Source organism: Luteolibacter ambystomatis (assembly GCF_018137965.1).
Lineage (GTDB): Bacteria > Verrucomicrobiota > Verrucomicrobiia > Verrucomicrobiales > Akkermansiaceae > Luteolibacter > Luteolibacter ambystomatis.
In genome coordinates this window covers 2,392,090-2,419,087 of record NZ_CP073100.1, presented here as the reverse complement: position 1 = coordinate 2,419,087, position 26,998 = coordinate 2,392,090, and the positions used below count along the sequence as shown (strand labels likewise).

The following is a 26,998-nucleotide window of genomic DNA, read 5'->3' as shown; positions in this document are numbered from 1 at the left end:
TCCCCATTCTCATAAGCCTGCTCTCCCTTCAGAACCCGTAACAACCTCTTTCGAGATGGCTTCTAGCCAATTTCCCATTGCCAGGGAGATGCCGGAGTCGTTAGCCTGATGATCGTGTGAAGGTATTTATCTCTTACGCGGCAATCGATGCCGACTTGGCGGAGTCCATTTCTATTCGGCTTCGGGAGCAGGGATATGACGTGTTCTTTGATCGCCAGCAGCTTCGACCGGGCGGATCCTATGACAACAAGATCCGCGAGTTTGTCTCCGATGCACAGCTGCTCATCTTCCTTGCCCGGCCTGAATCGATAGCTTCAGGCGCCTACGCAATGACGGAACTGGAGTGGTTCAAGGAGGTATACCCGACACCGGGAAATCGTTTATTGACCGTAAAAACGCAACCAATTCCATTTCAGACGATCCCCGCATACCTTCGCGCTGTCACTGTATTGGATGCGGCCGGCGACCTGACCGCGGAGACGATCGGCCACGCGTTGCGGATATTGGAGCGGCGAAGAAAGAACCGCATGGCAGTAATCGGCACCGCAGTCACGGCCGCACTGATCCTTGCGGGAATGGTGGGTGCCCTTTTCGTCCATAAGGGTCATCAAAATTCGATGCAGGGAAAAGATGAATCCGGGAGCGTCGTGATCAGTGCTTCGCCCAAAGCTACTCCAAAACCGGAGATCATCCAATTCGCTTTGTCCAACACCAGCATCGGATACCGAAAACGCACAGACGCTAGCGCGATTTTCTGCGACAGCAATCGGTCGTGGCTCAAGGATCATGACTCCTACATGGCGATTGAACCCAAGTATCCCTTTAGCAAAGCTTCTCGGCTCGTCTTCCAGTTTACTATCCGAAATCCATCCCAAGAAGATCTTCTCATTACCGCTCTAACCTATCAGGTTAAGGAGCTTTTTGAGGTCATGGGGCCACTTCCCGGCCCTCTCGAATCCCTTCACACCTATCACCACGATATCGTATGGGCGGAGGGAAATCAGGAAAGAGATCTTACTCCCGTATTCTCGATTCCCGCTCAAACCACGTTATCGCTGGAGATCGAACTCAGTGTCCTCCAGGCCGAAATCGGAGCGGGTATGTGGGTGGCAATTGAGTTCGATTCGAATCTCGGAAAATTCGCCACCGACCCCTTCCACCTGCTTCTTCCCAAAACCCGAATTGATCAGGACATTTCGAGAACCGATCAAGCCTCCTCTCCTGTCGTCACTAGCGAACAAGAATTCGATTTCAAGAAGAAGGAATCCGTCACGCAGGAGCTCTCCTCTGTCGATCCGCGACCTACCGTGGTGCGAAATCTTACGATTCCTAAAGTGGCAGTGATCGATGCCGCCTTCATTGCGAGTGACCTTACTGATGACGCCAACGCGTCCGGCTTCGATCGTCTCGCACTCGACATGATGTTCATGAAAGCTGCTATGCAGCCCGATTTCGCAGAATTCATCAAAAGGACAGCCGAGATCGAGCCCCGGAAAGCCTACTCAGAGCTCTTTGACCCGAGTAAACTCCGCCTCTTTTGGAATGAAGCCCGCGATTTCGGAACAACTCGATAGACAGCGACGGTGACGCATCAAAAGGGAATTCTATTTTATTGCTTGGTTGTCGATTCCCCCTAGTCCACCCGCCGCGCGTGCGCTCTCCCATCTTCGCCCCGCACCATGCGCGGCATGTCTGGCTGCCATCCCGTCGGTTCCGCGCTTCCCGCCCGCCGCGACTCCCATGTCGCCGCCGCTGCCACCGCGTCTCCATCCTCCAAAACCTCCGTTTCCTCCGTCGCCCGCCCCATCATCATCGAGGCCGCGCGGGACCGCCTTTACGAGATCTTCGAGCGGCAGATGATGCCCCAGGACGTGAAGGGCATCCTCCAGAGCACCCTCCACGGCGATCTCGCCCTCTGGCAGCGGCTCTACCAGGCCATGTTCGATTCCTGGCCCATGCTCCAGAAGTCCCTCGCCGAGCTCCAGCGCGAAGTACGAGGCGCACCGTGGAAATGCCGCCCGTGGTGCCTTGATGGCCGCCAGCCGGATGAAGCCGCCGCCGCCACCAGCGCCCGCGCCCATGCCATGCTCTGGGGCGCCCGGCCCCGGCCCGCCTACGCGGAGGGCGCGCTGGAGGATCTCATGGACGACCTCGTCGCCGGCTACTTCACCGGCATCTCCGTCACCGAGCCCCGCTGGGAAAACCTCCGCGGCGAATGGCGTCCCGCCGCCTACCGCTCCGTGCCCGCCCGCTACTATGGATATCGTGGCTGGGGAGGGGAGGAGGACCGCCTCATGCTCAATCCCTCCGGCGGCGTCACCGCGGATCACATCGATTTCCCCGAGCACCGCTTCCTCATCGCCATCCACGGCGGCCACCCCGGCCACCCATTGGTCTCCGCACCCCTCCGCGTCCTCACCGGCTGGTGGCTCGCCGCCGTTTACGGCCTCGAGTGGTTCATGAAGTTCGCCCAGCTCTTCGGCGTCCCTTTCCGCTGGGCCACCTATTCCGACGACAGCGCGAAGGAAGGCCTCGCCGAGATGATGGCCAATCTCGGCAACGCGGGGTGGGGGATCGCCCGACAAGGCACCACCTTGGAATTCCCGCAAAACTCCGTCTCCGCCCAGGGCCTCCCCCAGGCCGAGCTCCTCCGCCTCGCCGATGAACAATGCCAGCAGTACATGCTCGGCCAGACCCTCACCTCCGGCGTCTCAAAGGACGGCGGCAGCCGCGCCCTTGGCGAGGTCCACGCGGAGACGAAGGGCGGCGTCGTCCGTGGCATCGCGGACTTCGTCGGCGGCATCATCACCCGCCAGCTCATCCCCGCCTGGAACTACTGGAACTCTGGTAGCACGGATGCCGATCTCCCCGAGTTCTTCCCGGACTGGGCCGAGCCCACCGACCTCAAGGCCGAGGCCGAGCGCATGGACATCCTCATCAACCGCATCCGCCTCCCCATGGAGGCCGATCATGTTTACGATGCCCTCGGCGTCGCCAAGCCCGCCGCCGGTGCCACCCTCTTCCTCCAGCCGCAGGCGGACGTTCACGCCCGCGCCAGCACCATCGCCGCCGCCTACCGCCCCGATCAAAAGCGCGCCCCGAAGGGCAATCGCGATGGCGGCCGCTGGGTCGACCAGGGTGGTGGAGGCGGAAGCGGCGGCTCGTCCTCCCACTCCTCCCGCGATCGCCAGGAGGTCGATCCCTACCGCCCGCCCGCCTCCACCACCCACCACGGCGATCGTGAAAGCAAGCGCGCCCGCGAGGAACGCACCGCCCGTGAAGAGGACGCCAGACGCAAGGCCGCCCTCGCACACATCCCGCGTGCCAAGGAACTCGTCGGCGGAATGGATCTTGAGGATCTCACCATCGAGGACACCCCGGAGTGATTCACCTTCGAGGGCACCGATCATGGCAAGCGCCGCCAGCGGATCCGCGGCGAGGTCGTCGGAGCCACCGTCTACGTCGACTTCATGCTCCCCGGCATCCCAAAGGAAGAGGCCAATGTCGATGTGCATCCCTCCAGCGTCCGTCTCATGAAGGAACTCATCGCCGGTGCGGAAAAGGCCGGCCTCGGGATGCTCGTCACCACCGGCGGACGCGGACGGTGGATCTTTCCCTCGGTGATGATCAGGCCCTGTCCGTGGATCTGACGCCCCGCCGCGTCCTGCGCCTCAGCGGCGTCCGGGTGACCACCGCGACGCGCAATGCCACTACGGGGAAAATCGTATTTGGAGAAGATGTCGCGGGAACCGGTGCGCGCATCGTGGCGGACTCCGGACCGGAACTGCTGCCCTTCGAGGTGCCGGACAACCTTCCGAGCGTTGCCATTCAAACCAGTGCGATCGTCGGCGGATGGAATGAGGCAAAGGTGCTGGATGCGGTCATCGCCCAGGCCATCGTCGCCGCGGGTTCGGACCTGGTGGCCAATCCCGCCCCCAGCTCGGATTTCCTTTATACCAGCAACAGTTCCGGGGCCAGCACGGACTCCGCCACTTTCGCTCCCGCCACGATCAAGGACTCCGCCACGGGTGCGGTGGTGACGAACACCTGGCACCGGATCACGAACAGCGCGAGCCTTCCGGATTTCATGCTCACGGACTACAATGTCCGGTCCTCCGGCATCCGCGTCACGGGCACGTATCGGGTGCAGATCGGCGGCACGGCGTGGGCACCGAACACCACACCCGCCGTTCTGAAGGCTCTCCGCTACACGGGAAGGGTGACCACGCTGACCGGCTACATTTCTCCGACTCCGGGAACCGGACAGACCACCAACTACTACATCACCGTGGATTACACGATCGATGGAGCCATCAGCGGGCCGCCGCCGAATCTCGGCTATCCATCGCTGACGACGGTCTACGAAAAGGCGGCCTACCAGTATCTGACACCTCCGCCGCTGCTGGCCTCCAACATGCTGGCCGCCGCGGACTTCATCCCCTACGAGGGAACGGTGGAGATTTCCCGATCCATCCCACCGCGGCAGTGGCTCGGCACGAAGATCAATGTGCACGGCGCCGAATCCGGCTGGAAGACGGCGGGTGCCATGGTCAGGCAGGTGGACCTGGACATGCTCACGAACAGGACCCGCCTGACCTGCGGGTCCAATGTGCCGGTAAACATCAACGCCGTGGTCGGGAGCTATACCAAACCGGACAGCCAGGACGTCATCCGTATCTTATGAACCAGTTTGAAGTCATCATGACCCGCGATGGCGACCTGACCGTGACGGGAGGGTGGATCATCGGGCAACGCACCGGAGGCCGCTACCTGGTGGCGGACCTCTCCACGCAGGCCAGCCCCACCGAGCGCGTTTCCTTCGTTGGTGGCAGCGGCCGCAATGTGAAGATCACGAACGCCCCCGGCACCAACGTGCCAGCGGGTTGTTTCCGGGCATTCACGGCCGCGGACCTCGTTGGCCAGCTTTTCCCAGGAGCCACGATGACCTTCCATGTGGATGGTTCCGTGGACCTTGCGGACGATACGGATGTGATCGCCTCCGCTCCGGCCGGCACCATTTCCACCACCACCGTGCCCGTGGGCAGCTTCTCCATGCCGTCCACCACCTACGGCGCGGATACCTACAACGGCAGCGTCGGGTTCACGCTTGATGCACAACCCGAGGCCAATGTGATTCCGGATTTCCGGCCAGCGGATCTCTACGTGATGGCAGGCACCGCGCCCGTGCAATCCTTCACTCCTGCGGATCGTGACCACTACACCGGGGACATGGACGCCGCATGGTCCATCACGGTCCATGCGGACGGTTCGGCCGTGATCGGGGATGGCACTGATGGCGTGGCCGTGCGGGCTGCCGATGCCACGGCCACCCACGAGGCTTCCGGGCTTTACCAATCCACCACCTATGGCGCGGATACCTACAATGGTGGCGCGGCCTACGAAATGGTGGTGGAGATCCGGCCCACGCTCCCGCTCGATGGCTACGTCTTCGTGGAAATCACCGAGACAAGCGCAGGCTCAGGAGAGGTGGCAAGCCATCGCGGCCCGCTGTGGGGAACCGCGATTCCAGCATCGGCCGGCGCCACGAACTACGTGCCACTGGCCTACGTGGACACGGACCGCAATGTATTCCCTCTGCACCAAGGACCGATATTCTGGGGATGATCCTGCCCGCCTGCATCTTCACCTACGCCGGAGGCGCGCTCGTGCTGCCATGGACCGTACGTGGCGCGCTCCGTGCGGGATTGGTGCCGGTGGTGTGCGAGGACGCCGCCAGCCCGCTCCCCGGCCATGTGCGCGGCTGGTTGATGCATGAGGGCATCGACCTCGTCACCACCACCTTCCCGCGCCGTGGCAATCTCAATGGTACCGACTGCGCCGCCGGGATCTGCCGCACGCTGGCGGAGACGGCGCTACGGTACGGGGCCACTCATGTGTTGAAGCTGGATGACGATACCGTGGTGATGGATCGCCGCGTGTTCACCCGGCACCGCCACGCACGCGCCGTGGGGCTGACGTGGCCGGACGGCAGGCCCGGGCCTACGGCATGGCCTATATGCTCCGGGCCGATGTCGCCGAGGATGCGGCTGCGTGCCTCGATCGTTCACCGCTACGACCTGGCGCGCCGGAGGACATCACGATCTGGGAAGCCGTTTCGCGCAAAGGGCGGGTAGTGGAGCGGCGTTTCCGGCCCCACAAAGGGCCATTCTCCGCGCTTCCGTTTGGAGCCGATGCGGTGGACGGCGCGGCTCGATTCGACGTTCTCAACGTGGGCACCCCACCGCGGCAAGGATGGACGAACCGGGCGGTTGAAATCGCCTCCGAAATGCGGCGGATTACTCTGTGGCCAGATACCTGGCTACCTCCACAGGGGTTCTATGCGACTCGATGAACTTCTTCACTTGCTCCATTCGATCGACATCCACCAGCGTGTGGGTTCCCTCATGGAGCCGATCAGAGATTTCGTCTAGAATCAGGATATTGTCCTCATATTCTGTAAGTTCCTCATCGAGCCGAAGAGCCGTTTCCAAATCCTTGGAAGACCCCTGAATCTTCGCCATGTCGTTTAGATTCTGCCGCCCCTGTTGGAGATTGACGATCATCTTATGGAGCTTGTTCTCGGACGCATTCAGTCCCGACTTCAATTCGTCCGGCGGATTCTGAATCATCCTGATCTTCTCTTTGAGAGTATGAAGTTCCATGAACATCTTGTGGTTCTCATAGCGGGATAGAAGCCAATCCTTTGCCGCCGCTTTTTTCACACCCTCGTAGGCATTGTCGGGGGTCACCTTTCCGGCTTCCCCGACCCGCTGCTCCGCCTCCATTTTCCGTTCCGCCCGTGGCTTGGTATGCAATGGTTTGACCTCTTCCTGGTCGCAGGAGGAGAGCAGCCCGAGGCATGCGAAGAGAGCTGGAAGCCATTTCATGAGCGACGATTTCACATGTCTGAGAGGTGGAATCAAGAACGCGGTTTCCACGGGCCGGATCACCTTTTCAACCGAACCGCCACCGGCTATCTTCCGTCGTCCCTGCGGGACCCGGATGGAAATACCTCATCAATGACCATGCGGCCGATCACCGCCTCCAAGCCCCGGAGGGACGGCGCAGGCGGATGTTCCACAGCATTACTCTTCCGGGCCACCATCCATCGTGATGATCTTGATGCGGCCCGTGGTGATCTTCATGGTGATGCGCCGTGCATCGAAGGTGTATTGGAATACATGGATCAAACGGGCATCCTTGATGCGGATGAAACCTATTTTCGATTTCGCCATGGATGGATCGACGGTGACCTTGAGCTGTTTTTCGGAATAGCCGAGCTTCCGGATGAGTCGGTTGATGCGGAGGGCGCGTTCTTCCAGGGTTTCCTCCGGCATCTCGACAGGGCCCTCGATCTTGCGGATCATGGCAATGCCGCGGATGGCTTCTTCCGGCATCGGTCCTGGGGCGGGCCGGGCTTTCTCCTCGGCGGAGGCGGGTGTCACCATCAGAAGAATGAGGATGGGGATGCTGGAGAGAAACGCCTTCATGACCGGGGCAGGGAGGAGATTGGCATGGCGGACAAGGGGAACGTGTGCGGACGGCCGCCAGTCCATACCAATGATCGTAATGCGATCTTTTATCAAGGGGATGACATGGGCGCGGAGGCGCGGATGGATGGAGGGCATGACCGGAGCCTTCATGGCATGGTTGATGGAAGGATCCCGGTTTGGTGTCGTCATCTGTAGCCTCATGGCGATGTTCCCATTCTCCATGCGGGCGTGCTTTTGGGAATGAGTTCCCGATTCGATAGCTCGCATGGCAGGGGAAGGGGCGGGTTCCATCATCTGGCGGGAAGAGGCTCCGGTTGTATTTCCGGATGGCTGCCGACTATCAATAGTGGGTTTTTATGGGTATATTTACGCGTTATTGGTAAATCGTTGTTTGATTTCCTAACAAACGAAAGTATGGTTCGTCCTTCATGAGCGCAAAAAAATCAGCCAAGGGCAAACGCTATACTCCTGAGGAAAAACAGAAAGTCGTGGATTTCGTCCAGGAGGCGAACCAGGCGAAAGGTCGCGGCGGAGTGGCTGCGGCGGTGAAGAAATTCGGCATCAGCGCGCTGACGATCTCCTCGTGGATCAAGGGCAGCGGATCGCCGGCTCCGGCCAAGGGCCGCAAGGCGGGCGGCGCGGAGGCGGGCTCGGCCTCGCGTGCGAAGCTGCTTGATAAACTCGGTTCGCTGGATCGGGAGATCGCGAAACGCCGCAAGGAACTCTCGGCGCTGGAGGCGACCTTCCAGAAGCTGAAAGCGCAGCTCTGATCCGGAGATTACGAGTCAATCGGATATCCTTATCCTTTACCGGGAGCGGCGGTCTTCGGACCGCCGCTCCTTTTGTTTATGCCGGGAGTGAATCGGACGTCCGGATTCATTTGGACGGATTCCCCGAGGCGGACGGGCTGTGTGTCCACAGATGAGCGGATGTGCGGACAACTGCGGGTGGCTGCCCCGCCTGGAGTCATACGACTCCAGCTACGTGGAGCATGAAGACGCGGCTATGGCACGCGGGTGAGCAGGGCGATCTGGACCATTTCGCAGAGCTTGTGGAGATTGCCGGTGATGGCGAGCTCGCGGCTGCACTGGGTCCAGAAGGACTTCACCTTCGGGCCGACATTCATGGAGCGGCCGGCGGTGGAGGTGTCGTGGCAGGAGCGGTCGAACTCGGCGAGGTCCGAGAGGGTGTGGATGTGGAAGTGCCGCACCACCTGACGCAGGGCGTAGGCGCAGTCCGCGCCGTGCTTGGTCCACAGCAGGCAGAGGTCGGAGCCATTGAAGGCGACCATGTGGATCCAGTCGTGGTTGACCATGGAGAGGACCGCGCCTTCATAGGGGATGCCGAGGCGGGATTGGGATTTCATGGCGGTGGGCGGTTCAGGTTTTGATTCCGGGTGGGGGGAGCTGTTTGATTCGACGTGGGCCGGGCGGCTTTCCTTCATCACGGGATCAACGGGGATGTCGCACGATGTGTGCCGGGCTGCCGGTGAGGTCCGGGGAATGGCTGGCAGCAGGGAGTTGCAGGGATTTCAGGAATCCCGGGAGGGTGCGGAGGCAGGTGCGGAACAGCGGAGGGCGCACGGGATTGGTGCATTTTGCGCGGCGGGCGGAGGGAGGAGGAAAGGCGCACGATGGTGCGGGGATGCTGTGGAGGAGGCATGCGGCGATCCCTTGAAATCGGGTGGAAATGGGGCGATGATTTCAAAATGAACGCAGCCCATCCCTATTGGTATGAGGGGGAGCCGGAGCCGCAGCGTCCGTATGAGGCGGCGAATGATGGCTTCCCCGGTGACAAGGATGTTTCGGTGCCGCCGAAGGGGAGCGACCCGGCGGCAAAGGAGCGGGACAAGCTGACATCCAGCGGGGATTTCACCTTCGGGCGCAGCCCGGATGAGAAGAGGTAGGAAGAAGTCGAAGGTCGAAGGTCGAAGGTCGAAGGTCGAAGGTCGAAGGTCGAAGGTCGAAGGTCGAAGGTCGAAGGTCGAAGGTCGAAGGTCGAAGGTCGAAGGTCGAAGGTCGAAGGTCGAAGGTCGAAGGTCGAAGGTCGAAGGCGACGCAGCGGGACCAGGCAGACGTAAGAGGACCTTCAGACTTTCGACTTTCAGACCTTCGACTTCTTCACCGATTTTGTCTGGCCAGAGGTGGATGAGTTGTCTAATGGTTAGACAAGGCGGATGAAGATTCGTTCCCATGGTTGTCCGGTCTGTGGGTATCCGGGTATCGATGCGCTCGATGCCGTGGATGTGGTGACGCATGAGGTTTGCCCGTCATGCAGCATGGAGGCCGGCTATGAGTACGGCGTGGAGGAGGATGCGGCGGTGCTGGTGGAACTGCGCCGGCAATGGCTGGTGGACCGCCGCGGCGTGTGGTGGAGCGCGCAGGTGAAGCCGCCGGAAGGGTGGAACGCGCTGGAGCAGGTGCTGGAAGCGGGACTGCCGCTGCCGCCGCTGGGGTGAGTGTCATCGCGCCGTCTTCCAGGTGCGGTTATAAACGTTTTTCCGGGGGAGAAGCATCCGTCTTCTTGTCATTCATGGGACGGACTGCTAGCGTGAGGGATGCTGGAAGGCCACATCCGTGTGGCAGGCCGAAGCTCTTGCAAACCCGTTGTCGCCAGAAACCCATGAACCCTCGTGATACCGTCGATCAGGACCGCAGTGTGAAGGAGCAATACGTGGCCGCGCTGGGGGTGCCCCCGGAGGCGGTGGCGGGAATCGTGGAGGCGGATGAGGCCGAGTTCACGGTGGAGTGGATGGAGCGGGCGCGCGGGCGGGTGCGGGAGTGGCGGAAGAGCGAGGTGTGCCCGTGCGTGACGCGGATGCAGTGGATGATCGCGGAGGGACTGGGCTGCGTGGCGGCGGCGGTGATCGCGGTGGCGTTTTTCTATGTGTGCAACCGGCTCATGGGGGCGGACATGCGGGTGTTCGCGGTGATGGCGGGGATGGCCGCGATCGCGCTGACGCTGGCGTATCAGATCGCGAGCTGGACGAAGGCGCGGGTGACGGGGCATTTCCTGCATCACCGGAGATGAGTGCCGGGAGATCAGCCAGCAGTGATCAGAGAAGAGGAAGAGGGTGGGTGAATGAGGGACCGGAGGTGCGAGGGTGATGGCGGGTTTGCCCCGCCCACGTTCCCGCGAACGCAGCTACGGAGAGTGTAGTAGTTGGTGGAGGATGATTCAGAGCCCCGGAGGGGCGGCGGATGGTAGCCGGTGGCGGGAGCCACCGGAGCACAGGCCGATGGAATGGAGTCCCGGAGGGACGACGCGACTTCCGCGATTATGACGGAGAAACCAAACCGGCTTTTCTCAGGAACGCCCGGAACTCTTCCTCCGCGGTATGCGTGCGGTGATGTTCTTCCTGGTTCGCAATGTATCTCACCACGGCATCCACTTGGGATGGTCCCACGCTGAAAATACCGTAACCTTCCTGCCACCCGAAGGCCGGGGCCAACCGGTTTTCCCGGATCCATTTGGAGGATACGGATTTCAACTCACGCACGATCGCGGCAGGTGCATGTATGGGTTTGAGGCCGATCAGGAGATGGACATGGTCCGCCACACCTCCGATCGCGACGGGTTGTGCCCCGCGTTCTTGAATGACGGAACCCAGGAAGGAGTGCAGGCGGTCGCGCCAAGCCGTGCCGATCACCGGTACCCGATCTTTTGTCGAGAAGATGACATGAACGTGGAGGCACGAATAGGTGGAAGGCATGACGAGAGCCTACGTTGCGTCGTCCCTCCGGGACTTGTCAATGAGGTCGGGTGTTGTCCGGTTGCGCCACCGGCTACCGTCCGCCGCCCCTCCGGGGCTCAAAGGTGGGTGAGTGCGGGGGCGTGAGAGAGTGGAGGGAGGTCGGGAGCCTGCGTTGCGTCGTCCCTCCGGGACTTGTCAATGAGGTCGGGTGTTGTCCGGTGGCTTGCGCCACCGGCTACCATTCGTCGCCCCTCCGGGGCTCAGAGGTGGGTGAGTGCGGGGGCGTGAGAGAGTGGAGGGAGGTCGGGAGCCTGCGTTGCGTCGTCCCTCCGGGACTTGTCAATGAGGTCGGGTGTTGTCCGGTGGCTTGCGCCACCGGCTACCATTCGTCGCCCCTCCGGGGCTCAGAGGTGGGTGAGTGCGGGGGCGTGAGAGAGTGGAGGGAGGTCGGGAGCCTGCGTTGCGTCGTCCCTCCGGGACTTGTCAATGAGGGCGGGTGTTGTCCGGTGGCTTGCGCCACCGGCTACCGTCCGCCGCCCCTCCGGGGCTCAGAGGTGGATGAGTGCGGGGGCGTGAGGAGTGGAGGGAGGTCGGGAGCCTGCGTTGCGTCGTCCCTCCGGGACTTGTCAATGAGGTCGGGTGTTGTCCGGTGGCTTGCGCCACCGGCTACCGTCCGCCGCCCCTCCGGGGCTCAGAGGTGGGTGAGTGCGGGGGCGTGGTTGAGCGAATGGATGTCGATGCCCCTTTCATGGCTGCTCGAAAGCAGCCACTCCCAGTGAGGCGGAAGATGGGGCGATGCCGGAGGGGGTGGGTGGGTTTGCCCAGCCCACGTTCTTACGAACGCGGCTACGGGGAGTGTAGTAGATGGAGATTCTGAGTCCCGTAGGGACGGCGAAAGGTAGCCGGTGGTGCAAACCACCGGTGGAGCGCGTGTGATGGATTGAGCCCCGGAGGGGCGGCGCAACCGGAGTCCGGAAGATCATGGATGTTTACCGGGCGCATCGACGAATGGGCCGGGTGCTGTCCGGTGGCTTGCGCCACCGGCTACCATCCGTCGCCCCTCCGGGGCTCAGAAGCCGCGCGCTTGCGGGGGCGGGTGATGAAGAAGAGGAGGATGCCGAAGAGGGAGAGGAGGAAGAGTCCGCCGGTGGTGATGATCTGGACCCAGTCGCGGATGTCCTTGTTCGGGATGAAGCCGAGCTTGTGGAAGTTGGTGAAGGCGCTGGCTTCGAACTGGCGGCCGTCATCGGTGTGGCGGGTGACGCTGCCGGTGGTGGTGGAGACATAGACGCGCGTGCCCTTGCCATCGTCCGCATCGTAGCGGTGGACGGGGAGGATGCGGAAGATGTTGATGTATTCGTTGTTGAAGGCTGTTAGATAGCCGGTCTTGCGGACGGGCTTGCCGCCGAGGAAGGCGGTGGCGATTTCAGCGGCGTAGAGTTCGTCCCGGGTGGGATCGATGCGGCCATCGACGGCGCTGACGTAGGCGGGGACGCCGGGGCCACCGGTGAAGACCTGATACCACGGCTCGCCGCTGATGGTGCGGACATTGACGGCGGAGGCTTTGGTGCCCGCGGGGAGTTTCGCCACGGCATCGGCGATGGGGATGCGGATGGCGGCGGCATCCAGCCCTCCGCCGGATGGGCGGGCGGAGGGAGGGGGAGCCTGGGTGCGGGTCATGACGGTGTGCAGGACGCCACTGCCCGCGGACATGAGGGCGGTGAGGCTGAAGAGGAGACCAAGCCAGCGGTGGGACTTGCGGATCCAGTTGCGGGTCATGATGGGGATGGAATGTCTTGTGAAGATGTCGCGGCGGGACGCCACGACCACGGTCAGGAGGTCACCACTTCCACTCGATGCCGCCGTAGAGACTGCGGCCGTCTCCGGGGAGGAACTGGCGCTGATCGGTGAAGTTGGCGTTTTCCATCACGCCGGTGGTGGTGGCGTATTTCTCGTTGGTCAGGTTGCGGGCCTCGATGAACCAGGAGAGGCCTTGCTCGCGGCGCTGGCCGAACTTGAAGCCGCAGATGGCGTAGGGATCGGCGGCGAAGGTATTGCGATGGTCGATGAAGGCCTTGGTGGGCACCCATTCGAAGGTGGGACCGGCGTACCAGCCGCTGTGGTTCTCCCAGGTGAGCTCGCCGCGGATGAGGTGGGGCGGCTGGCCGGCGATCTTGTTGTTGCCGTACTTGGCGTCGTTGTCGAAACGGAAGTCGCCGTAGGTCCAGGCGGTGCGGAAGACGAGGCGGTTGTCCGGCGACTGGTCCCACGGGGTGCCAAGAAGGTCGCCCTCGAATCCGGCTTCGATGCCGGAGTGGAGGGTCTTGTCGGCATTGATGGTGCTGGTGAGCTGGGTGACGGGATCGACGAGCGAGAGGAGCTCGTCCTTGATGACGGCGTGATAGACGGAGGCATCCCAGCGGAAGGCGCACCAGCTGCCGCGGGTGCCGAGTTCCACGGTGGTGGCGGTCTGGGCATCGCGCGCGGTATTCAGGGTGAGAGCCTCGCTGAAGGAGGGCGGCTCGTAGCTGCCGGAGACGTTTCCATAGACCTGCACCTGGTGGGTGGGTTCCCAGCGGAAGCCGACCTTGGGCGAGATGTTGGTGTAGTCCGTGGCGTAGTCGCGGCCGGGGCCGTAGGTGATGTCGCTCTCGCGGCGGTTGTAGGCGGCGCTGGCTCCGGCGATGAGGGTGAAGCCGGGGCTGACGGTGAACTGGTCCTCGATGAAGCCTTCGAGATTGGTGGCGGTTTGGTCGGCGTGGTTGGTCAGCGCGCCGCGATGGCCGAAGACGCTGGCGTAGGTGGAGGCATCGATGAGGCCGTAGGAGAAGGTGATGCCGCCGCGCAGGCGGTTGGCGTGGCCGTAGAGTTCCGATTCATTCGTGCCGGTGAAGCCGGCGAAGAAGTCGTTGGTGTTCTGGTCGATGACCGTGGAGATGGGGTGGTCGAGGTCCTTGTGGCTGACCCCGGCGATGAATTCCCAGGTGGTGTCGCCATCGCGGACGGTGGTTTTGTTGGCGAGGCGGAGCAGCTCGAAGTTGCGGTGCTGGTCGAGCGTGATGTTGGCGGGGGCGGCCATGCGCGGGTCGCGGTTCAGCTCGGACTTGAGCAGGCTGCCGGGGAGTTCCGAGTTGGTATTGACGGCGGTGATGTAGAAGCGGGTTTCGACATCGTCATTGAAGCGCCAGCCGAAGTTGGTGAAGAGGCGTTCGTTTTCCTGCTCGGCGTGGTTGCGGAAGCCGTCCTGCTGCTGGTGGGTGAGGGAGGCGTAAACGTCCGCGGAGCCTGCGGAGAAGCCGCCCGCGATGCCGGCGCGGAGGTAGCCGTAGGAACCGGCCTCCACGCGGAGGTCGCCGCCGGTGGAGTTCAGCCCGGTACGGGAAACATAGTCGATGGCGCCGCCGAGGGTGGACGAGCCCTGGTCGAGGGCATTGGCACCGCGCCAGATATTGATGTAGGAGGCGGCGGTGGGTTCGAGCGCCTGCATGTCGAAGGAGCCATCGGCGAGGTTGACGGGGATGCCGTCCTGCATGACGCGGATGCCGCGGCCGTGGAAGGTGCGCTGGAGGCCGGAGCCGCGGATGGAGATGCGGGCCTCGTCCGAGCCGAAGCGGGATTGGGCGAAGACGCCGGGCGAGAGGGCGAAGGTGTCCGCGACGGTGGAGGCGCGGCCGCGCAGGTAGCGGTCCGCATCAACGACCTCGGTGCCGCCGGGGACCTTGGCGAGTTCCTCGCGGGCAGCCTGGACGCTGGGGGCGGTGAGGGATTTTTCCTTGGTCGCGGTGACGACCACGTCCGGGAGGGTTTTGTTAGATGCTGCCTCGGGAGTGGTTTCAGCGGAGGCGAGGCCGCAGATGGAAGCGGCGGCGATGAGATGGGTGGATTTCACGAAAGTGGGAAAGTTGGATGATGTGTGTGCAAGACGGGGCCGCGAGGGTGCGGCGGGGTGTGTGGGCGCAAGGGCGCGTGGGGGCGTTTGCGGCAGGAGGCCGGGCAGAGTGCGGACGTGATCGCTGTTGTCGGAGCGCGGACTTTAGTCCGCCTCAGAGACAGAACCGCGTAGCGGCATTTTTCCGGATAGGAGAAGGAAGGCGGACTAAAGTTTGCCCGCAGAATGAGAGACGGTGAGGCGGGCTATGTCCGCTTCGCTCCCATTGCGCTCCAATTACATGGCTCCGGCCTGGTTTAGCAGGTCGGGCACGGGTGGTTCCTACCGTAAGAGACTCACGCCACCTGTGGCGGCGGTGAGGGCGGGGCGGCCTGGCCGATGCCCGCGATGAGCGCGGGGGAGACGGGGGCGGCCACAAGGATGTCGGTGGCCGCGGGAACTTTCAGGGTGGTGTGATCCGCCGGGAGCAGCTCGGGGCGGAGCTTCGCGCCGAAGGAGAGGTCCGGAGAGGCGGGGTCCTTCTTCTTGTTGGCGTCGTCCTGCTTCGCCTCGGCGATCTTGCAGCACATTTCGCACGGCTTCTCGCCGCTGAAGGTATCGACGGCGGCTTTGGCGAAGCCGTCCTGCTGGGAGTAGGTGATGAGCATGTTGGCCCAGGCGCAGGCCTGGACCAAGGCGTAAGGTCCTCCCGCCAGATGGATGCTGGCGAGCAACGCGATCGCGAACTGGAGGACCTTTTTCAGAAGCTTGTTAGATTTCAGCTGCCAGCAGGAGCCATGTCAACGGCCCATGCTGGAGACTTCAATCTGAAAACCTGAAACGAATCAAGCTTCGCGGCCGCAGCACTGCTTGTACTTCTTGCCGGAGCCGCAGGGGCAGAGGGCATTGCGGCCCGCGGATTCGATCTCGAAGCTGGGGCGGCGCTTGGGCAGGTTCAGCTTGAGCTGCTGGCTGCCTTCCGGCGACGGAAGCGTGGAGGGGTCGAGATTGGCGGAGCTGCCGGTGGTGGCGATGTTCTCGTAGCCGATGGCGGGGCCGGTTTCCTCGGGGCCGTGGAGTTCCTGCGGCATGCTCTGGAGCTGGCGGAGGAAGGCCTCGAGGTTGGAGGCGGAGCGGAAGAGGTTCTGCAGCGCTTCCTGGTCGATGCTGGTCATCAGGTTGACGAAGAGGTCGTAGGCCTCCGTCTTGTACTCGATGAGCGGATCCTTCTGGCCCTGGGCGCGGAGCTGCACGCCCTCGCGCAGCGCGTCCATGTTGTAGAGGTGGTTCTGCCACTGCTTGTCGATGGCGACGAGGACCATGCGGCGCTCTTCCTGATCGAGCACTTCCGGCGGGAGGTTCTCGATGCGGCGCTCGTAGGTTTCCTTCACGCGCTTCACCAGCTCCGCGGCGATCTCGTCCTCGGTGTGGTTGGTGATGCTCACGTCCTCCGCATCGACGCGGATGGGGAGGGTGGCATTGACCCAGTGGAGGAGCTCGTTGTAGTCCGGGGAACCGGCATCGCGGTCCGCGAGATACTCGTTCACCTTGGCGGGGATGACCTTCTCGATGATCTCATTGACGAGGTCGCGGGGGGTCTCGGTGGTGAGGACTTCATTGCGATAGCCGTAAACGACCTCGCGCTGCTTGTTCATCACGTCATCGAACTCGAGGACGCGCTTGCGCCAGGTGTAGTTGCGCTGTTCGACGCGCTTCTGGGCGGTCTCGACGGACTTGTTGAGCCAGGAGTGCTCGAGGGCCTCGCCCTCCTGCATGCCGAAGCGCTCCATCATGGCGGTCATGCGGTCGGCGGCGGCGAAGTTGCGCATCAGGTCATCCTCGAAGGAGATGAAGAACTGGCTGCGGCCCGGGTCGCCCTGGCGGGAACAACGGCCGCGGAGCTGGCGGTCGACACGGCGGGATTCGTAACGCTCGGTGGCGATGACGAAGAGGCCGCCGAGCTCGGGGACTTCCGGCCCGAGTTTGATGTCGGTGCCGCGGCCCGCCATGTTGGTGGAGACGGTGACGGCACCCTTCTGGCCGGCGCGCATGACGATCTCGGCCTCCTGCTGGTGGTACTTCGCGTTGAGGACGGTGTGCGGGATCTTGCTGCGCTTGAGCATGCGCGAGACGGTCTCGGACGCGTCCACGGAGGCGGTGCCGACGAGGATCGGCTGGCCCTTGGCGTGGGCGGCCTCGATCTTGGCGAGCACGGCGTTGTATTTCTCGCGGCGGGTCTTGAAGACCTGGTCGTTCTCGTCCTTGCGCTGGTTCGGGCGGTTCGGCGGGATCGGCAGCACGTCGAGCTTGTAGATGTCGTGGAACTCGGCGGCTTCCGTTTCGGCGGTGCCGGTCATGCCCGCCAGCTTTTCGTAGAGGCGGAAGTAGTTCTGGATGGTGATGGTGGCGAAGGTCTGGGTCTCCTTCTCGATGGCGACGCCTTCCTTGGCCTCGACGGCCTGATGGAGACCGTCCGACCAGCGGCGGCCCGGCATCTCGCGGCCGGTGTTTTCATCGACGATGCAGACCTTGCCCTCGGTGACGACGTACTGGACATCGCGCTCATAGAGGCAGTAGGCCTTCAGGAGTTGGGAGATGTTGTGGATCTTCTCCGCCTGGGTATCCATGCGGACCTGGTATTCCTCCTTCCTGGCGATCTTCTGCTCCTCGGTGAGCGAGGTGTTGTTCTCCAGATCGGCGAAGAGGGTGCCGAGGTCCGGAAGGGTGAAGGACTCCGGATCGCCGGGGGCGAGGTACTCGCGGCCCATTTCCATGAGGTCGGAGTCGTGGCCCTTTTCATCAATGGTGAAGTAGAGCTCTTCCTTCACGGCGAAGAGTTCCTTCTTCTGGGCGTCCTGGTAGAAGGACAGCTCGGTCTTCTCGATGAGGCGGCGCATGTCCGGGTCCTCCATGAGGCGGAGGAGCTGGCGGTTGCGCGGCTGGCCGAGCTTGATCTTGAAGAGAGCGCGGCCGGCGGCTTCCTTGTCGCCTTCCTCGAGCGACTTCTTCGCTTCGATGGCGAGGTCGTTGCAGAGCTGGGTCTGGCGCTTCACAAGCTGCTCCACGAGCGGCTTGTACTTGTCGAACTGGTGGCTCGATTGCGATGACGGGCCGGAGATGATGAGCGGGGTGCGGGCTTCATCAATGAGGATGGAGTCCACTTCGTCAATGACGGCGATGTAGTGGCCGCGCTGGACCTGCTCGTCCTTGGTGGAGGCCATGCCATTGTCACGGAGGTAGTCGAAACCGAATTCCGCGTTGGTGCCGTAGGTGATGTCCGCGGCGTATTCCTCGCGGCGGTCCCAAGGAGCCATCTGGTTCTGGATGCAGCCGACGGTGAGGCCGAGATACTTATAGAGGGCGCCCATCCACTCCGCGTCACGGCGGGCGAGGTAGTCATTGACGGTGACGATGTGGACGCCGAGGCCGGTGAGGGCATTGAGATAGACGGGCAGGGTGGCGGTGAGGGTCTTGCCCTCGCCGGTCTGCATTTCCGCGATCATGCCGCGGTGGAGGGCGATGCCGCCGACGAGCTGCACGTCGAAGTGGACCATCTGCCAGGTCATCTCCTGCTCGACGACGGTGATCTTCTCGCCACACATGCGGCGCGCGCCGTTTTTGACGACGGCGTAGGCATCGGGAAGGATCTGCTCGAGATACTTGGCGCGGGCCTGGATGAAGGTGTCCTCGATTTCGTGGAAAGCGGCCTTCGCTTCCTCGATGGATTCCACGGTGGGCTGCACCTTGCCGGGGAGGGAGGTGTAGTCCTCACGCAGCGGGGCGAGGCGGGCGTCCATGATGGCCGCTTGTTCGGCGAGGCCGGCGGCATCCATGCGCTGGAGCTGGGGCTTCGCGGCGATGACGAGCGGGTGGTAGCGGGAGAGGTAGTCCTTCCACTTCGCGGTCAGCTCGAGGAGTTTTTCCGCGGGTTCGCGCTGGAGAGCCTCCTCGATTTCATTGATGCGCGCGACGGTCGGACGAATCCGGCGGAGTTCGCGCTGGTTCTTGCTGCCGACGATTTTCTGGAGGATCCACTTGATCATGGGAAAACGGGAATGGGGCCGGATGTGATCGGGCCGGGGCGGACGCATACACTCCGTGCGGCGCTGGTGCAAGCCGCACGATGAAAAGAACTTTGTTACCCGTGGCTGCCGCGTCCCGCGGCAGGCCGTGGCATCGGCGTCCCGCCGATGTTCTGGATGAGAAGACGTCGCGGCGGGACGCCACGACCACGGCCTGCGGCGGGACGCCGCAGCCACAGTTTGGATGAGAAGACATTGCGGCGGGACGCCGCAGCCACGGTGGCGCTTTCCTCAGATCGTCATGGCCTGGAAGCCGCCGTCGACGATCATTTCCATGCCGGTGATGAACGATCCGGCGACCGGGGAGGCGAGCAGGATGGTGGCACCGATGAGCTCCTCGGCATTTCCGAAGCGGGAGGCCGGGGTCTGGCGGAGGATGTCGAGGACGCGGGATTCATCCAGCACCTTGCGGTTCTGCTCGGCGGGGAAGAAGCCGGGGACGAGGGTGTTGACGCGGATGTCCTTGTCCGCCCACTCGCGGGCGAGGTTGCGGGTGAGGTTGTGGACCGCGGCCTTGCTGGCGGAGTAGGTGAAGACGCGGGAGAGCGGATTCAGCCCGGAAATGGAGCCCAGATTGATGATGGAGGCGGGCTGGCTGTTTTCCACGAAGTATTTCCCGAAGACCTGGCAGGCGCGGAAGATGGCCGTGAGGTTCGTGTCCATGATGCGGGCATATTCCTCCTCGCCGATCTGGAGGAAGGGCGTGGGGGAATTGGTGCCGGCACCGTTGATGAGGATGTCCACCTTGCCGGAGCGCTGGAGGACGGTATCGAGGAGGTTCTGGAGCGAATCGCGGGAGGTGACGTCCACGGGGACGAAGTAGCCCTTGCCGCCGTGGCTCTCGATTTCGGCGAGGCGCTGCTCGGCCTTTTCCGGGATGCGTCCGCCGAGGACGACTTCCGCACCGGCGCGGGCGAGGCCGACGGCCATGGTGCCGCAGAGTTCACCGGTGCCGCCGATGACGACGGCGGTCTTGCCTTGGAGACTGAAGAGATCCTTGAGGTACGTAGCGGGTTGCATGCGTGGGTAGTGATGCGGAGTTGGTGCAAGCGAATCAGGCGCGGGGCAGGGAGGCAATGTCCCATTCCGGCAATCCCAGCTCACGGGCGAGTTCATTGAACTCACCGACTTCCGCCTCGGTGAAGAGCAGGCCGCCGGCGGCGTCCGAGCGCTTGCGGGCATCCGCCTCGAACTGGCCGGGGAGCATGGCCTTGTCATTGCCGTGGCCGAGCACGTCATCTATGACGGCCTTGAGGTTTTCCTGCTGGCTGCGGCCGTGGGCGAAGTGGCCGCCGGAGATGGCGTCCGGGTGGATGACCTGGAAGTAGAAGACGGAGGAGGTTTTCTCACCGGGGGTGTCGTTCTTCCGGCCGCGCAGGGTGGGCAGGGAGGAGCCGATGAGGCCGCCGAAGATCTCATTGATGAGGGACATGCCGTAGCCCTTGTGCGCGCCGAAGGGGAGGAGGGCGGCGACCTGGTTGGGATCGGTGGTGGGGTTGCCGTCCTTGTCCACGGCGGCGCCGGGAGGGAGCTGCTTGCCCTCGCGCTTCAGCGCCTGGACGCGGCCCATGGCGACGGTGGAGGTGGCCCAGTCGATCACGATGGGGAAGCCGGTGGCGTCCTGGGTGGGGATGCCCCACGAGTGTGGATTGGTGCCGAGGGTGGGGAATTTTCCGCCGAAGGGGACGACCTCCGCGAGGGTGGAGGTGCAGTTCGTGTAGGCGTAGTAGCCGCGCTCCGCGGCCTCCATGACGTAGCCGCCGCCCCAGAGGTAGTGGAAGGTGTCATCCACGGCGATCTGGCCGATGCCGTACTGGTCCGCGAGCTCGATGGCGCGGTCGATGGCGCGGTAGGCGACGGATTGGCCGAGCTTTTTGTGGGAGTCCCAGATTTCCGAGGCGGCGAAGCGGGTGGGCTTCACCTCGATCTCCGCGCCGGGGACGCAGCCGCCAACGGCCGAGCCGAAGAGGTGGTCCAGGTGCAAGGCCTTCAGCGCGTGGTGGGTGCGGATGCCGTGGCGGGCGGCCTCGGCGGCCAGCTTGGCACCTTCCGCGGCCTCATCGGAGGCGAAACCACGGGACTCATAGGCGCGGATGACGAGGGTATCGTGGGCCTCGCGGGGAATGACGACGAATTCGGACATGGGTGGGTTAGGCGGAATGATCGGAATCAGAGGTGGGATAAAATGCGTGCAACAATTATTTCCACCGGCTCGGCGATGTCCAGCCGGATGGCATCTTTTGGTGGCTCGAGGGTGGAAAACTGGCTGTCGAGCAGGCTGGCGGGCATGAAGTGGCCGCTGCGGCCCTCCAGCCGGTGGCGGATGAGGGCGGGCGGGCCATCAAGGAAAAACAGCCGCAGGTCCGGGACGGCGGCGGTGAGGATCTGGCGGTAGGCGTCCTTCAGCGCGGAGCAGGCGAGGACGCAGCCGCCGGTGGTGGAGCGGAGTTTTTCCGCGAGGATGGCGAGCCACGGCGCGCGGTCGTCATCGGTGAGCGGGATGCCGGCGTGCATCTTCGCGACGTTGGCGGGCGGGTGGAAGTCGTCCGCATCCAGGAAGGCGATGCCGAGGGCGTCGGCAAGGCGGAGGCCGACGGTGGTCTTGCCACTGCCGGACACGCCCATGAGGAGGATGCGCGGGGTCATCTGATGGGGGAGAGGTTGATGGGGCCCGCGGGTTTTTTCAACAGGCAAGAGGGGGATGAAGTCGGGTAGCTGGAGTCGTGAGACTTCAGGTTGGGTGGATCCTCCCTTGTCCTCATAGGCCGCTGCCGGGGCGTCGACGTCCGGACTGGACGTGCATGGGACCGCGCTTGCCCACACCGCCCGAAGTCTCACGACTCCGGCTACAAGAAAGAGATTTCTTGAGCCCCGGAGGGCGGCGTAGGCGGAGTCGGGGTGAGGGGGACGCAGATGGTGGGGCTGTTAGACGGATGGGTGTTGGATGGGTTGTTGCGGTGCGGGAGCGCAGGCAGCGTCGTCCCTCCGGGACTTGATTCCGTGTGACGGGGTTTCCGGTGGCTTGCGCCACCGGCTACCTTTCGTCGTCCCTAGCGGGACTCAGAGAGAGGTGGACGGTGGTTGGGATGGCGGGGCGCGGGGTGAGGGTGGATGTGCCCCGCCCGAAGTCTCACGACTCCGGCTACAAGAATACGCTGCGCGGCGTAGCAGCCTGCGGGGTTACGCGAGGAAGGGATTGCCCTTGCGTTCCTCGCCGGCGGTGGTGGCGGGGCCGTGGCCGGGGAGGAGGAGGGTGCGGTCGGGGAGGTTCATCACGCCCTCGCGGAGATTGTTGAGGGCGGTGGCGTAGGTGTCCGGGCCGGTGCAGCCGCCGATGGAACCGGCGAAGAGGGCATCACCGACGACGCAGACAGGGCGGGTGAGGCCCTCGATGCGGTAGCCGAGGGCACCGGCGCAATGCCCGGCGAGATCGAAGGCATGAATGGTGAGCGCGCCGGTGCGGATGGAGTCGCCGGGACGGAGGGGCTTCACGCCGGGCAGCGAGTCGTGGGCGGGGCCGTAGATTTCACGGGAACGCTTGCGGATCTCGGGGAGGCCGCCGGTGTGATCGCGGTGGCCGTGGGTGATGAAGGTGGCGTCGATCTCGAAGGCCTGCACGGCATCGAGGGCGCGGGCGCAGGAGTCCGGGGAGAAGCCGGTATCGAAGAGGAGGGTGACATCGTCCTCGCGCAGGAGCCAGGCATTGACCTGGCCGTCCTCGAAGGGGATGTCGAGCCGCCGCAGGGTGTGGAGGAGCTGGGGCTTCGGTGCGTAGCCGGGATGGCCTTCCAAGGCGGCGGGATCGAGGCCGAGGGCGGGCGCGAGCTTCCGTGCGACGGAGCCGGAGAAGCGGCCATCGATGAGGGCGGTGACTTCCGCGGGCACGAGTCCGGCACGCAAAGCGGCCTCGCCGGGTGAAAGGGCGAGGCCTTTGAGAGCCTTGCGGACGACGTAGGTGAAATCGTCTTCGAGCATTTGCGGCCACCGTAGGAGCGGATGGCCGCGGCGTCCAGTATCAGCGCGTGCGGTAGTAGGTGTCCGCGTTGTAGAGGAAGTAGCAGTCCTTTGGATTGAGGCGGGGCAGCCAGACGAAGGGGCGGCCGTCCTGATCGACTTCTTCCTTCAGCGCCATGCGGGTGGCGGGCGCGGCGGCGGGCTTGGCGTCCGGGTCCTTGACGAGCGAGGTTTCCTCGACGCCGCCGATGATGTGGTTCACCCACTTGAGTTCCTTGGCGCTGTCACCGAACTCGCTCCAGTCACCGCTGGTGGAGTGGGCGTACATCTTCTTGATGAACTCGTCGGTGGAGATGCCCATTTTTTGTGCGACGGGGGTGGCGAGGCGCTGCCACCAGCGGGTGTTTTCCTCGAAGAATTCCTTCTGCTGGGTGAGGTTCAGGCGGTTGCCTGGGGTGGAGCTGATCTGGTGATGGAGGATGATGGCATTCGGATAGGCATAGGATTCCGTGGCCAGGGTGGTGATGCAGGCGGCCATGGAGGCGGCGAAGGATTTCACCACGACGTGGATGGGGGCCTTGCTGGCCTGCATGGACTTGAGGATGCGGTAGCCGGCCATGACGGAGCCGCCGGGGCATTCATCAATGACGATGAAGATGGGGAGCTTGTTGTCCTTGTTGTTCCAGTAGTCGATGCGCTCGGTGATGTGGTCGGCGGTGTCCGAGTTGATGAGGCCGTTGAGCGGGATGCGGCGGTCCGAGATGACGAGGACGTTGTTATCGCGGAGGGGCTTGGCGAGGTATTCGGGCTTGCTGTCGGCGTACTGGGCGCGCTTGTCCTCGGTCTCGAACTTGGCGATGTCGTTCTGGAGGCGGGTGATGTCGAGCGCGGCTTGGGTCTGGACGGTCTTGAGTTCGTTGGCGAGCTTCTCGGACTGGATGCGGGCCATCTCCGCCTCGCGCATGAGCCTGCTCTTTTCCTCGGAGAATTTGACATCGGCCTCGCGCTTGGCCTGGTCGCGCTTGGCGTCGTCCATGGCATTGCGCTCGCCGATGAGCTCGCGCTCCATCTTGAGCTTGGTGATCTCGGAGCGGAGGGCGTTGGTTTCTTTCTTGAGACGCTCGGCTTCGAGGGTGTTCTGGAGGGTGAGGGCTTCCTGTTCCTTGCGGGAGGCCTCGGTGGCGGGGTCCTTCGGCGCGGGGGCGGGGCGACGGCGACCGCCACGGCGGCGGGTGCTTGAGCAGCCGGTTGGGCGGGAGCGGGAACGGCCTGGGCCGGGGTGGTGGCCTCGACAGGCTTGGCGGGTTCGTCGGCGTGGGCGAGGCCGGCCATGAGCAGGCACAGGAGCGGGGAAGTGAGGCGGAGTTTCATGATTTTGACAGGAGGGTAAACGGCACCGGGAGGGGATTTCGTGCATCGGGAATCCACATTTCCGGCTACGCTAGGTGCGCAAAGAGCGATCTGGAGCGGGAAACGAGGGGCCTGCCAATGGGAAAGCGACTTGGGCAGGGTGGTCGGGTTGTGGGGGGAGGCTGACCGCAGATTCCGCAGATTGAAGAGGGGTGAGACGCCTGCGGCGGGAGTGCGGAAGCAAGCCACCGCACTCCGGAGGACGGGGCGGTGTTGGAGGGATGGGGTGGGTTTTCCCCGCCCACGTTCTCACGAACGCGGCCACGAAGAGGGGGAATGTCGCGGCGGGACGCCACGACCACGGCCTGCGGCGGGACGCCGCAGCCACGGTTATTGTCCGGCGGCTTCCTGTTCCTTGCGGCGCTTGGCGCGCATGCCGATGAAGAGGAGGAGGCCGACGAGGGCGAGGAAGGCGGAGGCGGCGAGGCCGAGCCAGCGGAAGAGACGCTTCGCGCCGGAGTCGACCTGGTCGTTGGTGATGGTGCCGGGGGCGGTTTCGCCGGGCTGCCTGCGCAGGACGACCTTGCCACCGGTGACGGTGAGGCCGGTGAGCTTTTTCATGACCGGGCCGAGGGTGGTGTCCGTCTTGTAGCGCTCGGTGATGCGGTAGGGGGACATTTGCTGGCGGAACTGCTCCGGGACGCTGGCACCGGGGACCTCGATGGAGTCGATGCGCAGGACGATTTCCTGATCAGCGAGCTCGGGGCGGGCGATGAGCGTGCCATTGAGGTAGCGCGGATCGGAGGTGACGTAGCCTTCCTCGCCTTCGCGGGTGCGGCGCGGCTTGCCGTTCATCTTGAGCGAGGTGTCGAGCACCAGCTTGCCGTCCTCGCGGATCTCGCGGACGTTGAAGGCGCCCTTGAGCTCGGTGAGGGCCGGGAAGGCGGCGATGGCGGTATTGAGGTCGTCCTTGGAAAGCTCCAGCTTCACCTCGGCGGTGCCATCGAGGGACTGGCGGAAGCCTTCGAGGCGCTCCGAGAGGTGGTTGAGGTCCGCCTCGCGGTCCTCGGTGGGGGCGATGGCGATGGGGGCGGGCTTGTCCGAGGTGAACTTGGCGATTTCATCGGCCTGGCGGAAGAGCGCCCAGGTGGAGAAGCCGACGAGGAAGACGAGCACGAGCACGCAGACGATGAGAATGGTGCAACCGGCGAGCGGGGAGCGGGCGGTGACGGTCTGGGGCTCTGACGCGGGCGCGGCGGACATGGCGGGAGGAAAAGGGCGGGACGGCCGGGATTCAAGCGCCATCGCACCGGTTGCGACGGGGGAAGGAGCGGTCCTTGGCGCTTGCATGTTGCGGGCGCGGCCTTTTCCTTCCCCGCATGGCGAAGGTGCTGGTCGGACTGTCCGGCGGGGTGGATAGCTCCGTGGCGGCGGCATTGCTGGTGGAGCAGGGTCACGAGGTGACCGGCGGCTACATGAAGAACTGGATCAATGCCGAGGGCATCCCGGGCGATTGCCCGTGGGAACAGGACATCGAGGACGCCCGCGCCGTGGCGAAGACGCTGGGGATCGAATTCCGCGTGATCGACCTGATCGATGCGTATCGCGACCGCATCGTGGACTATCTGGTGGAAGGCTACCGCAATGGGATCACGCCGAATCCGGACGTGTGGTGCAACCGCGAGATGAAGTTCGGCGTGTTTCTGGATTACGCGTTGAGCCAGGGATTCGAGAGCGTGGCGACGGGCCACTATGCACGCCGTAGATCGCTGGGCGATGGCACGGCGGCGATCCTGCGCGGCGCGGACCCGAACAAGGACCAGAGTTATTTCCTCTCGCTGATGACGCAGGCGCAGGCGGCGCGCGCGCTATTCCCCGCCGGGGAGATGCTGAAGCCGCAGGTGCGTGAGGTGGCGGAACGCTTTAATTTACCGACGGCCTCGAAGAAGGACAGCCAGGGGATTTGTTTCCTGGGGCAGGTGAAGATGAGTGATTTCCTGGGACACTATATTCCGGAGAGTCCGGGGGAGATCGTTGACCCGACGGGCAAGGTGATGGGAACGCATCGCGGGCTGCACCTTTATACGCTGGGCCAGCGGAAGGGCCATGGCGTGGCCTCGCCGCGTGAAGGGATGGCGTATGTGGTGGTGGGGAAGGATGTGGCGGCGAACCGTTTGATTGTGGGATGGGACACGCCGGAGAGCGAGGGGCTGTATGCGAGCCGCTGTGTGGTGGGGAATGTGAGCACGATCAACGAGCCGTTCGACCGGAAGATGCGGTGTGAAGCGCAGCCACGGTATCGCGCGAAGGCGGAACCGGTGGAGGTGACGCCGCGTGAGGATGGGAAGGTGGACGTGGTGTTCCTGAAGCCGCAGCGCGCGCTTTCGCCGGGGCAGATCTGCGCGTTTTACGACGGCGGGAGATTGATGGGCGGCGGTGTGTTCGAGTGGGTGGGGTGAGGTAGCTGAAGTCGTGAGACTTCAGGTCGGGTGGTCGAGCGCAGTTCTTGGCGGGTCCGGTTTCTGTATGGATCGTAACGGCGGCGTGTGAGGGTGGA

The 26,998-nt window shown here is 63.8% G+C and carries 26 protein-coding genes; 11 read left to right on the top strand and 15 right to left on the bottom strand.

Going from position 1 to position 26,998, the window contains the following annotated elements; genetic code table 11:
* The first annotated feature begins 116 nt into the window (after window positions 1-116).
* The 6 genes from KBB96_RS09265 (at window position 117) to KBB96_RS09240 (ending at window position 6,134) form a co-directional block, all read left to right on the top strand.
* Entirely contained in the window at window positions 117-1,574 is a 1,458-nt protein-coding gene (locus tag KBB96_RS09265; RefSeq protein WP_211634411.1) for a toll/interleukin-1 receptor domain-containing protein, read from the top strand.
* 105 nt (window positions 1,575-1,679) lie between these two features.
* Complete coding sequence (locus KBB96_RS09260) at window positions 1,680-3,386, top strand: phage portal protein family protein (protein ID WP_211634410.1); 1,707 nt, start codon at window positions 1,680-1,682, stop codon at window positions 3,384-3,386.
* 84 nt (window positions 3,387-3,470) lie between these two features.
* Entirely contained in the window at window positions 3,471-3,650 is a 180-nt protein-coding gene (locus KBB96_RS09255) for a hypothetical protein (RefSeq protein ID WP_211634409.1), read from the top strand.
* Window positions 3,641-4,684, top strand: a complete 1,044-nt coding sequence (locus KBB96_RS09250) for a hypothetical protein (protein WP_211634408.1) — start codon at window positions 3,641-3,643, stop codon at window positions 4,682-4,684. The genes KBB96_RS09255 and KBB96_RS09250 overlap by 10 nt, the downstream gene beginning before the upstream one ends.
* The gene (locus KBB96_RS09245) at window positions 4,681-5,625 is read left to right on the top strand and encodes a hypothetical protein (RefSeq protein WP_211634407.1); all 945 of its coding nucleotides are present in this window, start codon (window positions 4,681-4,683) and stop codon (window positions 5,623-5,625) included. Before KBB96_RS09250 ends, KBB96_RS09245 begins: the two co-directional genes overlap by 4 nt.
* Window positions 5,622-6,134 (top strand): hypothetical protein, encoded by a 513-nt coding sequence (locus KBB96_RS09240; RefSeq protein ID WP_211634406.1) that lies wholly within the window; start codon window positions 5,622-5,624, stop codon window positions 6,132-6,134. Before KBB96_RS09245 ends, KBB96_RS09240 begins: the two co-directional genes overlap by 4 nt.
* A 162-nt stretch (window positions 6,135-6,296) precedes the next feature.
* On the opposite strand, the gene KBB96_RS09235 is transcribed toward KBB96_RS09240, so the two are convergent.
* Window positions 6,297-6,887, bottom strand: coding sequence for a hypothetical protein (locus KBB96_RS09235; RefSeq protein WP_211634405.1), 591 nt, complete (start codon window positions 6,885-6,887; stop codon window positions 6,297-6,299).
* A 198-nt stretch (window positions 6,888-7,085) separates the two neighbouring features.
* Window positions 7,086-7,490 carry a hypothetical protein gene (locus tag KBB96_RS09230; protein ID WP_211634404.1) on the bottom strand — a complete coding sequence of 135 codons (405 nt, stop codon included), beginning with the start codon at window positions 7,488-7,490 and terminating at the stop codon, window positions 7,086-7,088.
* A 431-nt stretch (window positions 7,491-7,921) separates the two neighbouring features.
* Here KBB96_RS09230 and KBB96_RS09225 point away from each other — a divergent pair, with 431 nt between their 5' ends.
* Window positions 7,922-8,263 (top strand): hypothetical protein, encoded by a 342-nt coding sequence (locus tag KBB96_RS09225; protein WP_211634403.1) that lies wholly within the window; start codon window positions 7,922-7,924, stop codon window positions 8,261-8,263.
* 233 nt (window positions 8,264-8,496) lie between these two features.
* Here the strand turns inward: KBB96_RS09225 and KBB96_RS09220 are convergent, their stop codons facing one another.
* Window positions 8,497-8,859: a hypothetical protein gene (locus KBB96_RS09220; protein WP_211634402.1), complete on the bottom strand. Its 363-nt coding sequence runs from the start codon at window positions 8,857-8,859 to the stop codon at window positions 8,497-8,499.
* 85 nt (window positions 8,860-8,944) lie between these two features.
* Window positions 8,945-9,076 carry a hypothetical protein gene (locus tag KBB96_RS21180; RefSeq protein ID WP_264176994.1) on the bottom strand — a complete coding sequence of 44 codons (132 nt, stop codon included), beginning with the start codon at window positions 9,074-9,076 and terminating at the stop codon, window positions 8,945-8,947.
* 125 nt (window positions 9,077-9,201) lie between these two features.
* Here KBB96_RS21180 and KBB96_RS09215 point away from each other — a divergent pair, with 125 nt between their 5' ends.
* From KBB96_RS09215 to KBB96_RS09205, 3 genes are all read left to right on the top strand, one after another.
* Complete coding sequence (locus KBB96_RS09215) at window positions 9,202-9,399, top strand: hypothetical protein (RefSeq protein WP_211634401.1); 198 nt, start codon at window positions 9,202-9,204, stop codon at window positions 9,397-9,399.
* Between the two features lie 270 nt (window positions 9,400-9,669).
* Complete coding sequence (locus KBB96_RS09210; RefSeq protein ID WP_211634400.1) at window positions 9,670-9,951, top strand: hypothetical protein; 282 nt, start codon at window positions 9,670-9,672, stop codon at window positions 9,949-9,951.
* Window positions 9,952-10,115: 164 nt separating this feature from the next.
* A complete protein-coding gene (locus KBB96_RS09205) occupies window positions 10,116-10,523 on the top strand; it encodes a hypothetical protein (RefSeq protein ID WP_211634399.1) in 408 nt (135 codons plus the stop codon).
* A 247-nt stretch (window positions 10,524-10,770) separates the two neighbouring features.
* On the opposite strand, the gene tnpA is transcribed toward KBB96_RS09205, so the two are convergent.
* The 11 genes from tnpA to KBB96_RS09150 form a co-directional block, all read right to left on the bottom strand.
* Window positions 10,771-11,205: an IS200/IS605 family transposase gene (tnpA, locus tag KBB96_RS09200; RefSeq protein ID WP_211634398.1), complete on the bottom strand. Its 435-nt coding sequence runs from the start codon at window positions 11,203-11,205 to the stop codon at window positions 10,771-10,773.
* Between the two features lie 1,026 nt (window positions 11,206-12,231).
* Entirely contained in the window at window positions 12,232-12,966 is a 735-nt protein-coding gene (locus KBB96_RS09195; protein ID WP_211634397.1) for a PepSY domain-containing protein, read from the bottom strand.
* A gap of 61 nt (window positions 12,967-13,027) precedes the next feature.
* Window positions 13,028-15,076, bottom strand: a complete 2,049-nt coding sequence (locus KBB96_RS09190) for a TonB-dependent receptor family protein (protein WP_211634396.1) — start codon at window positions 15,074-15,076, stop codon at window positions 13,028-13,030.
* A 335-nt stretch (window positions 15,077-15,411) separates the two neighbouring features.
* On the bottom strand, window positions 15,412-15,789 hold the full coding sequence (locus KBB96_RS09185) for a hypothetical protein (protein ID WP_211634395.1): 378 nt from the start codon (window positions 15,787-15,789) through the stop codon (window positions 15,412-15,414).
* A gap of 111 nt (window positions 15,790-15,900) precedes the next feature.
* Window positions 15,901-19,098, bottom strand: coding sequence for a preprotein translocase subunit SecA (gene secA, locus KBB96_RS09180; RefSeq protein ID WP_211634394.1), 3,198 nt, complete (start codon window positions 19,096-19,098; stop codon window positions 15,901-15,903).
* A 270-nt stretch (window positions 19,099-19,368) separates the two neighbouring features.
* The gene (locus KBB96_RS09175; RefSeq protein WP_211634393.1) at window positions 19,369-20,157 is read right to left on the bottom strand and encodes an SDR family oxidoreductase; all 789 of its coding nucleotides are present in this window, start codon (window positions 20,155-20,157) and stop codon (window positions 19,369-19,371) included.
* A gap of 34 nt (window positions 20,158-20,191) precedes the next feature.
* Window positions 20,192-21,280 carry an Ldh family oxidoreductase gene (locus KBB96_RS09170; RefSeq protein WP_211634392.1) on the bottom strand — a complete coding sequence of 363 codons (1,089 nt, stop codon included), beginning with the start codon at window positions 21,278-21,280 and terminating at the stop codon, window positions 20,192-20,194.
* A 26-nt stretch (window positions 21,281-21,306) separates the two neighbouring features.
* The gene (locus tag KBB96_RS09165) at window positions 21,307-21,783 is read right to left on the bottom strand and encodes a gluconokinase (protein WP_211634391.1); all 477 of its coding nucleotides are present in this window, start codon (window positions 21,781-21,783) and stop codon (window positions 21,307-21,309) included.
* Window positions 21,784-22,317: 534 nt separating this feature from the next.
* Window positions 22,318-23,112, bottom strand: coding sequence for an MBL fold metallo-hydrolase (locus KBB96_RS09160; RefSeq protein WP_211634390.1), 795 nt, complete (start codon window positions 23,110-23,112; stop codon window positions 22,318-22,320).
* 40 nt (window positions 23,113-23,152) lie between these two features.
* Window positions 23,153-24,433, bottom strand: a complete 1,281-nt coding sequence (locus tag KBB96_RS09155; protein ID WP_211634389.1) for a ClpP family protease — start codon at window positions 24,431-24,433, stop codon at window positions 23,153-23,155.
* Between the two features lie 398 nt (window positions 24,434-24,831).
* Complete coding sequence (locus KBB96_RS09150; RefSeq protein WP_211634388.1) at window positions 24,832-25,704, bottom strand: hypothetical protein; 873 nt, start codon at window positions 25,702-25,704, stop codon at window positions 24,832-24,834.
* Between the two features lie 116 nt (window positions 25,705-25,820).
* On the opposite strand from KBB96_RS09150, the gene mnmA reads away from it, so the two are divergent.
* Window positions 25,821-26,900 carry a tRNA 2-thiouridine(34) synthase MnmA gene (gene mnmA / locus KBB96_RS09145; RefSeq protein WP_211634387.1) on the top strand — a complete coding sequence of 360 codons (1,080 nt, stop codon included), beginning with the start codon at window positions 25,821-25,823 and terminating at the stop codon, window positions 26,898-26,900.
* Window positions 26,901-26,998 lie beyond the last annotated feature (98 nt).

What these genes read in the sequence shown, in the direction of transcription:
- KBB96_RS09160 (WP_211634390.1), bottom strand. Translation starts at nt 23,112, where the DNA reads ATGCTCGAAGACGATTTCACCTACGTCGTCCGCAAGGCTCTCAAAGGC.
- KBB96_RS09195 (WP_211634397.1), bottom strand. Translation starts at nt 12,966, where the DNA reads ATGACCCGCAACTGGATCCGCAAGTCCCACCGCTGGCTTGGTCTCCTC.
- KBB96_RS09260 (WP_211634410.1), top strand. Translation starts at nt 1,680, where the DNA reads ATGCGCGGCATGTCTGGCTGCCATCCCGTCGGTTCCGCGCTTCCCGCC.
- KBB96_RS09220 (WP_211634402.1), bottom strand. Translation starts at nt 8,859, where the DNA reads ATGAAATCCCAATCCCGCCTCGGCATCCCCTATGAAGGCGCGGTCCTC.
- KBB96_RS09215 (WP_211634401.1), top strand. Translation starts at nt 9,202, where the DNA reads ATGAACGCAGCCCATCCCTATTGGTATGAGGGGGAGCCGGAGCCGCAG.
- KBB96_RS09240 (WP_211634406.1), top strand. Translation starts at nt 5,622, where the DNA reads ATGATCCTGCCCGCCTGCATCTTCACCTACGCCGGAGGCGCGCTCGTG.
- KBB96_RS09255 (WP_211634409.1), top strand. Translation starts at nt 3,471, where the DNA reads ATGCTCCCCGGCATCCCAAAGGAAGAGGCCAATGTCGATGTGCATCCC.
- secA (WP_211634394.1), bottom strand. Translation starts at nt 19,098, where the DNA reads ATGATCAAGTGGATCCTCCAGAAAATCGTCGGCAGCAAGAACCAGCGC.
- KBB96_RS09245 (WP_211634407.1), top strand. Translation starts at nt 4,681, where the DNA reads ATGAACCAGTTTGAAGTCATCATGACCCGCGATGGCGACCTGACCGTG.
- KBB96_RS09225 (WP_211634403.1), top strand. Translation starts at nt 7,922, where the DNA reads ATGAGCGCAAAAAAATCAGCCAAGGGCAAACGCTATACTCCTGAGGAA.
- KBB96_RS09230 (WP_211634404.1), bottom strand. Translation starts at nt 7,490, where the DNA reads ATGAAGGCGTTTCTCTCCAGCATCCCCATCCTCATTCTTCTGATGGTG.
- KBB96_RS09165 (WP_211634391.1), bottom strand. Translation starts at nt 21,783, where the DNA reads ATGACCCCGCGCATCCTCCTCATGGGCGTGTCCGGCAGTGGCAAGACC.
- KBB96_RS09235 (WP_211634405.1), bottom strand. Translation starts at nt 6,887, where the DNA reads ATGAAATGGCTTCCAGCTCTCTTCGCATGCCTCGGGCTGCTCTCCTCC.
- KBB96_RS09170 (WP_211634392.1), bottom strand. Translation starts at nt 21,280, where the DNA reads ATGTCCGAATTCGTCGTCATTCCCCGCGAGGCCCACGATACCCTCGTC.
- KBB96_RS09205 (WP_211634399.1), top strand. Translation starts at nt 10,116, where the DNA reads ATGAACCCTCGTGATACCGTCGATCAGGACCGCAGTGTGAAGGAGCAA.
- KBB96_RS09150 (WP_211634388.1), bottom strand. Translation starts at nt 25,704, where the DNA reads ATGTCCGCCGCGCCCGCGTCAGAGCCCCAGACCGTCACCGCCCGCTCC.
- tnpA (WP_211634398.1), bottom strand. Translation starts at nt 11,205, where the DNA reads ATGCCTTCCACCTATTCGTGCCTCCACGTTCATGTCATCTTCTCGACA.
- KBB96_RS09210 (WP_211634400.1), top strand. Translation starts at nt 9,670, where the DNA reads ATGAAGATTCGTTCCCATGGTTGTCCGGTCTGTGGGTATCCGGGTATC.
- mnmA (WP_211634387.1), top strand. Translation starts at nt 25,821, where the DNA reads ATGGCGAAGGTGCTGGTCGGACTGTCCGGCGGGGTGGATAGCTCCGTG.
- KBB96_RS09175 (WP_211634393.1), bottom strand. Translation starts at nt 20,157, where the DNA reads ATGCAACCCGCTACGTACCTCAAGGATCTCTTCAGTCTCCAAGGCAAG.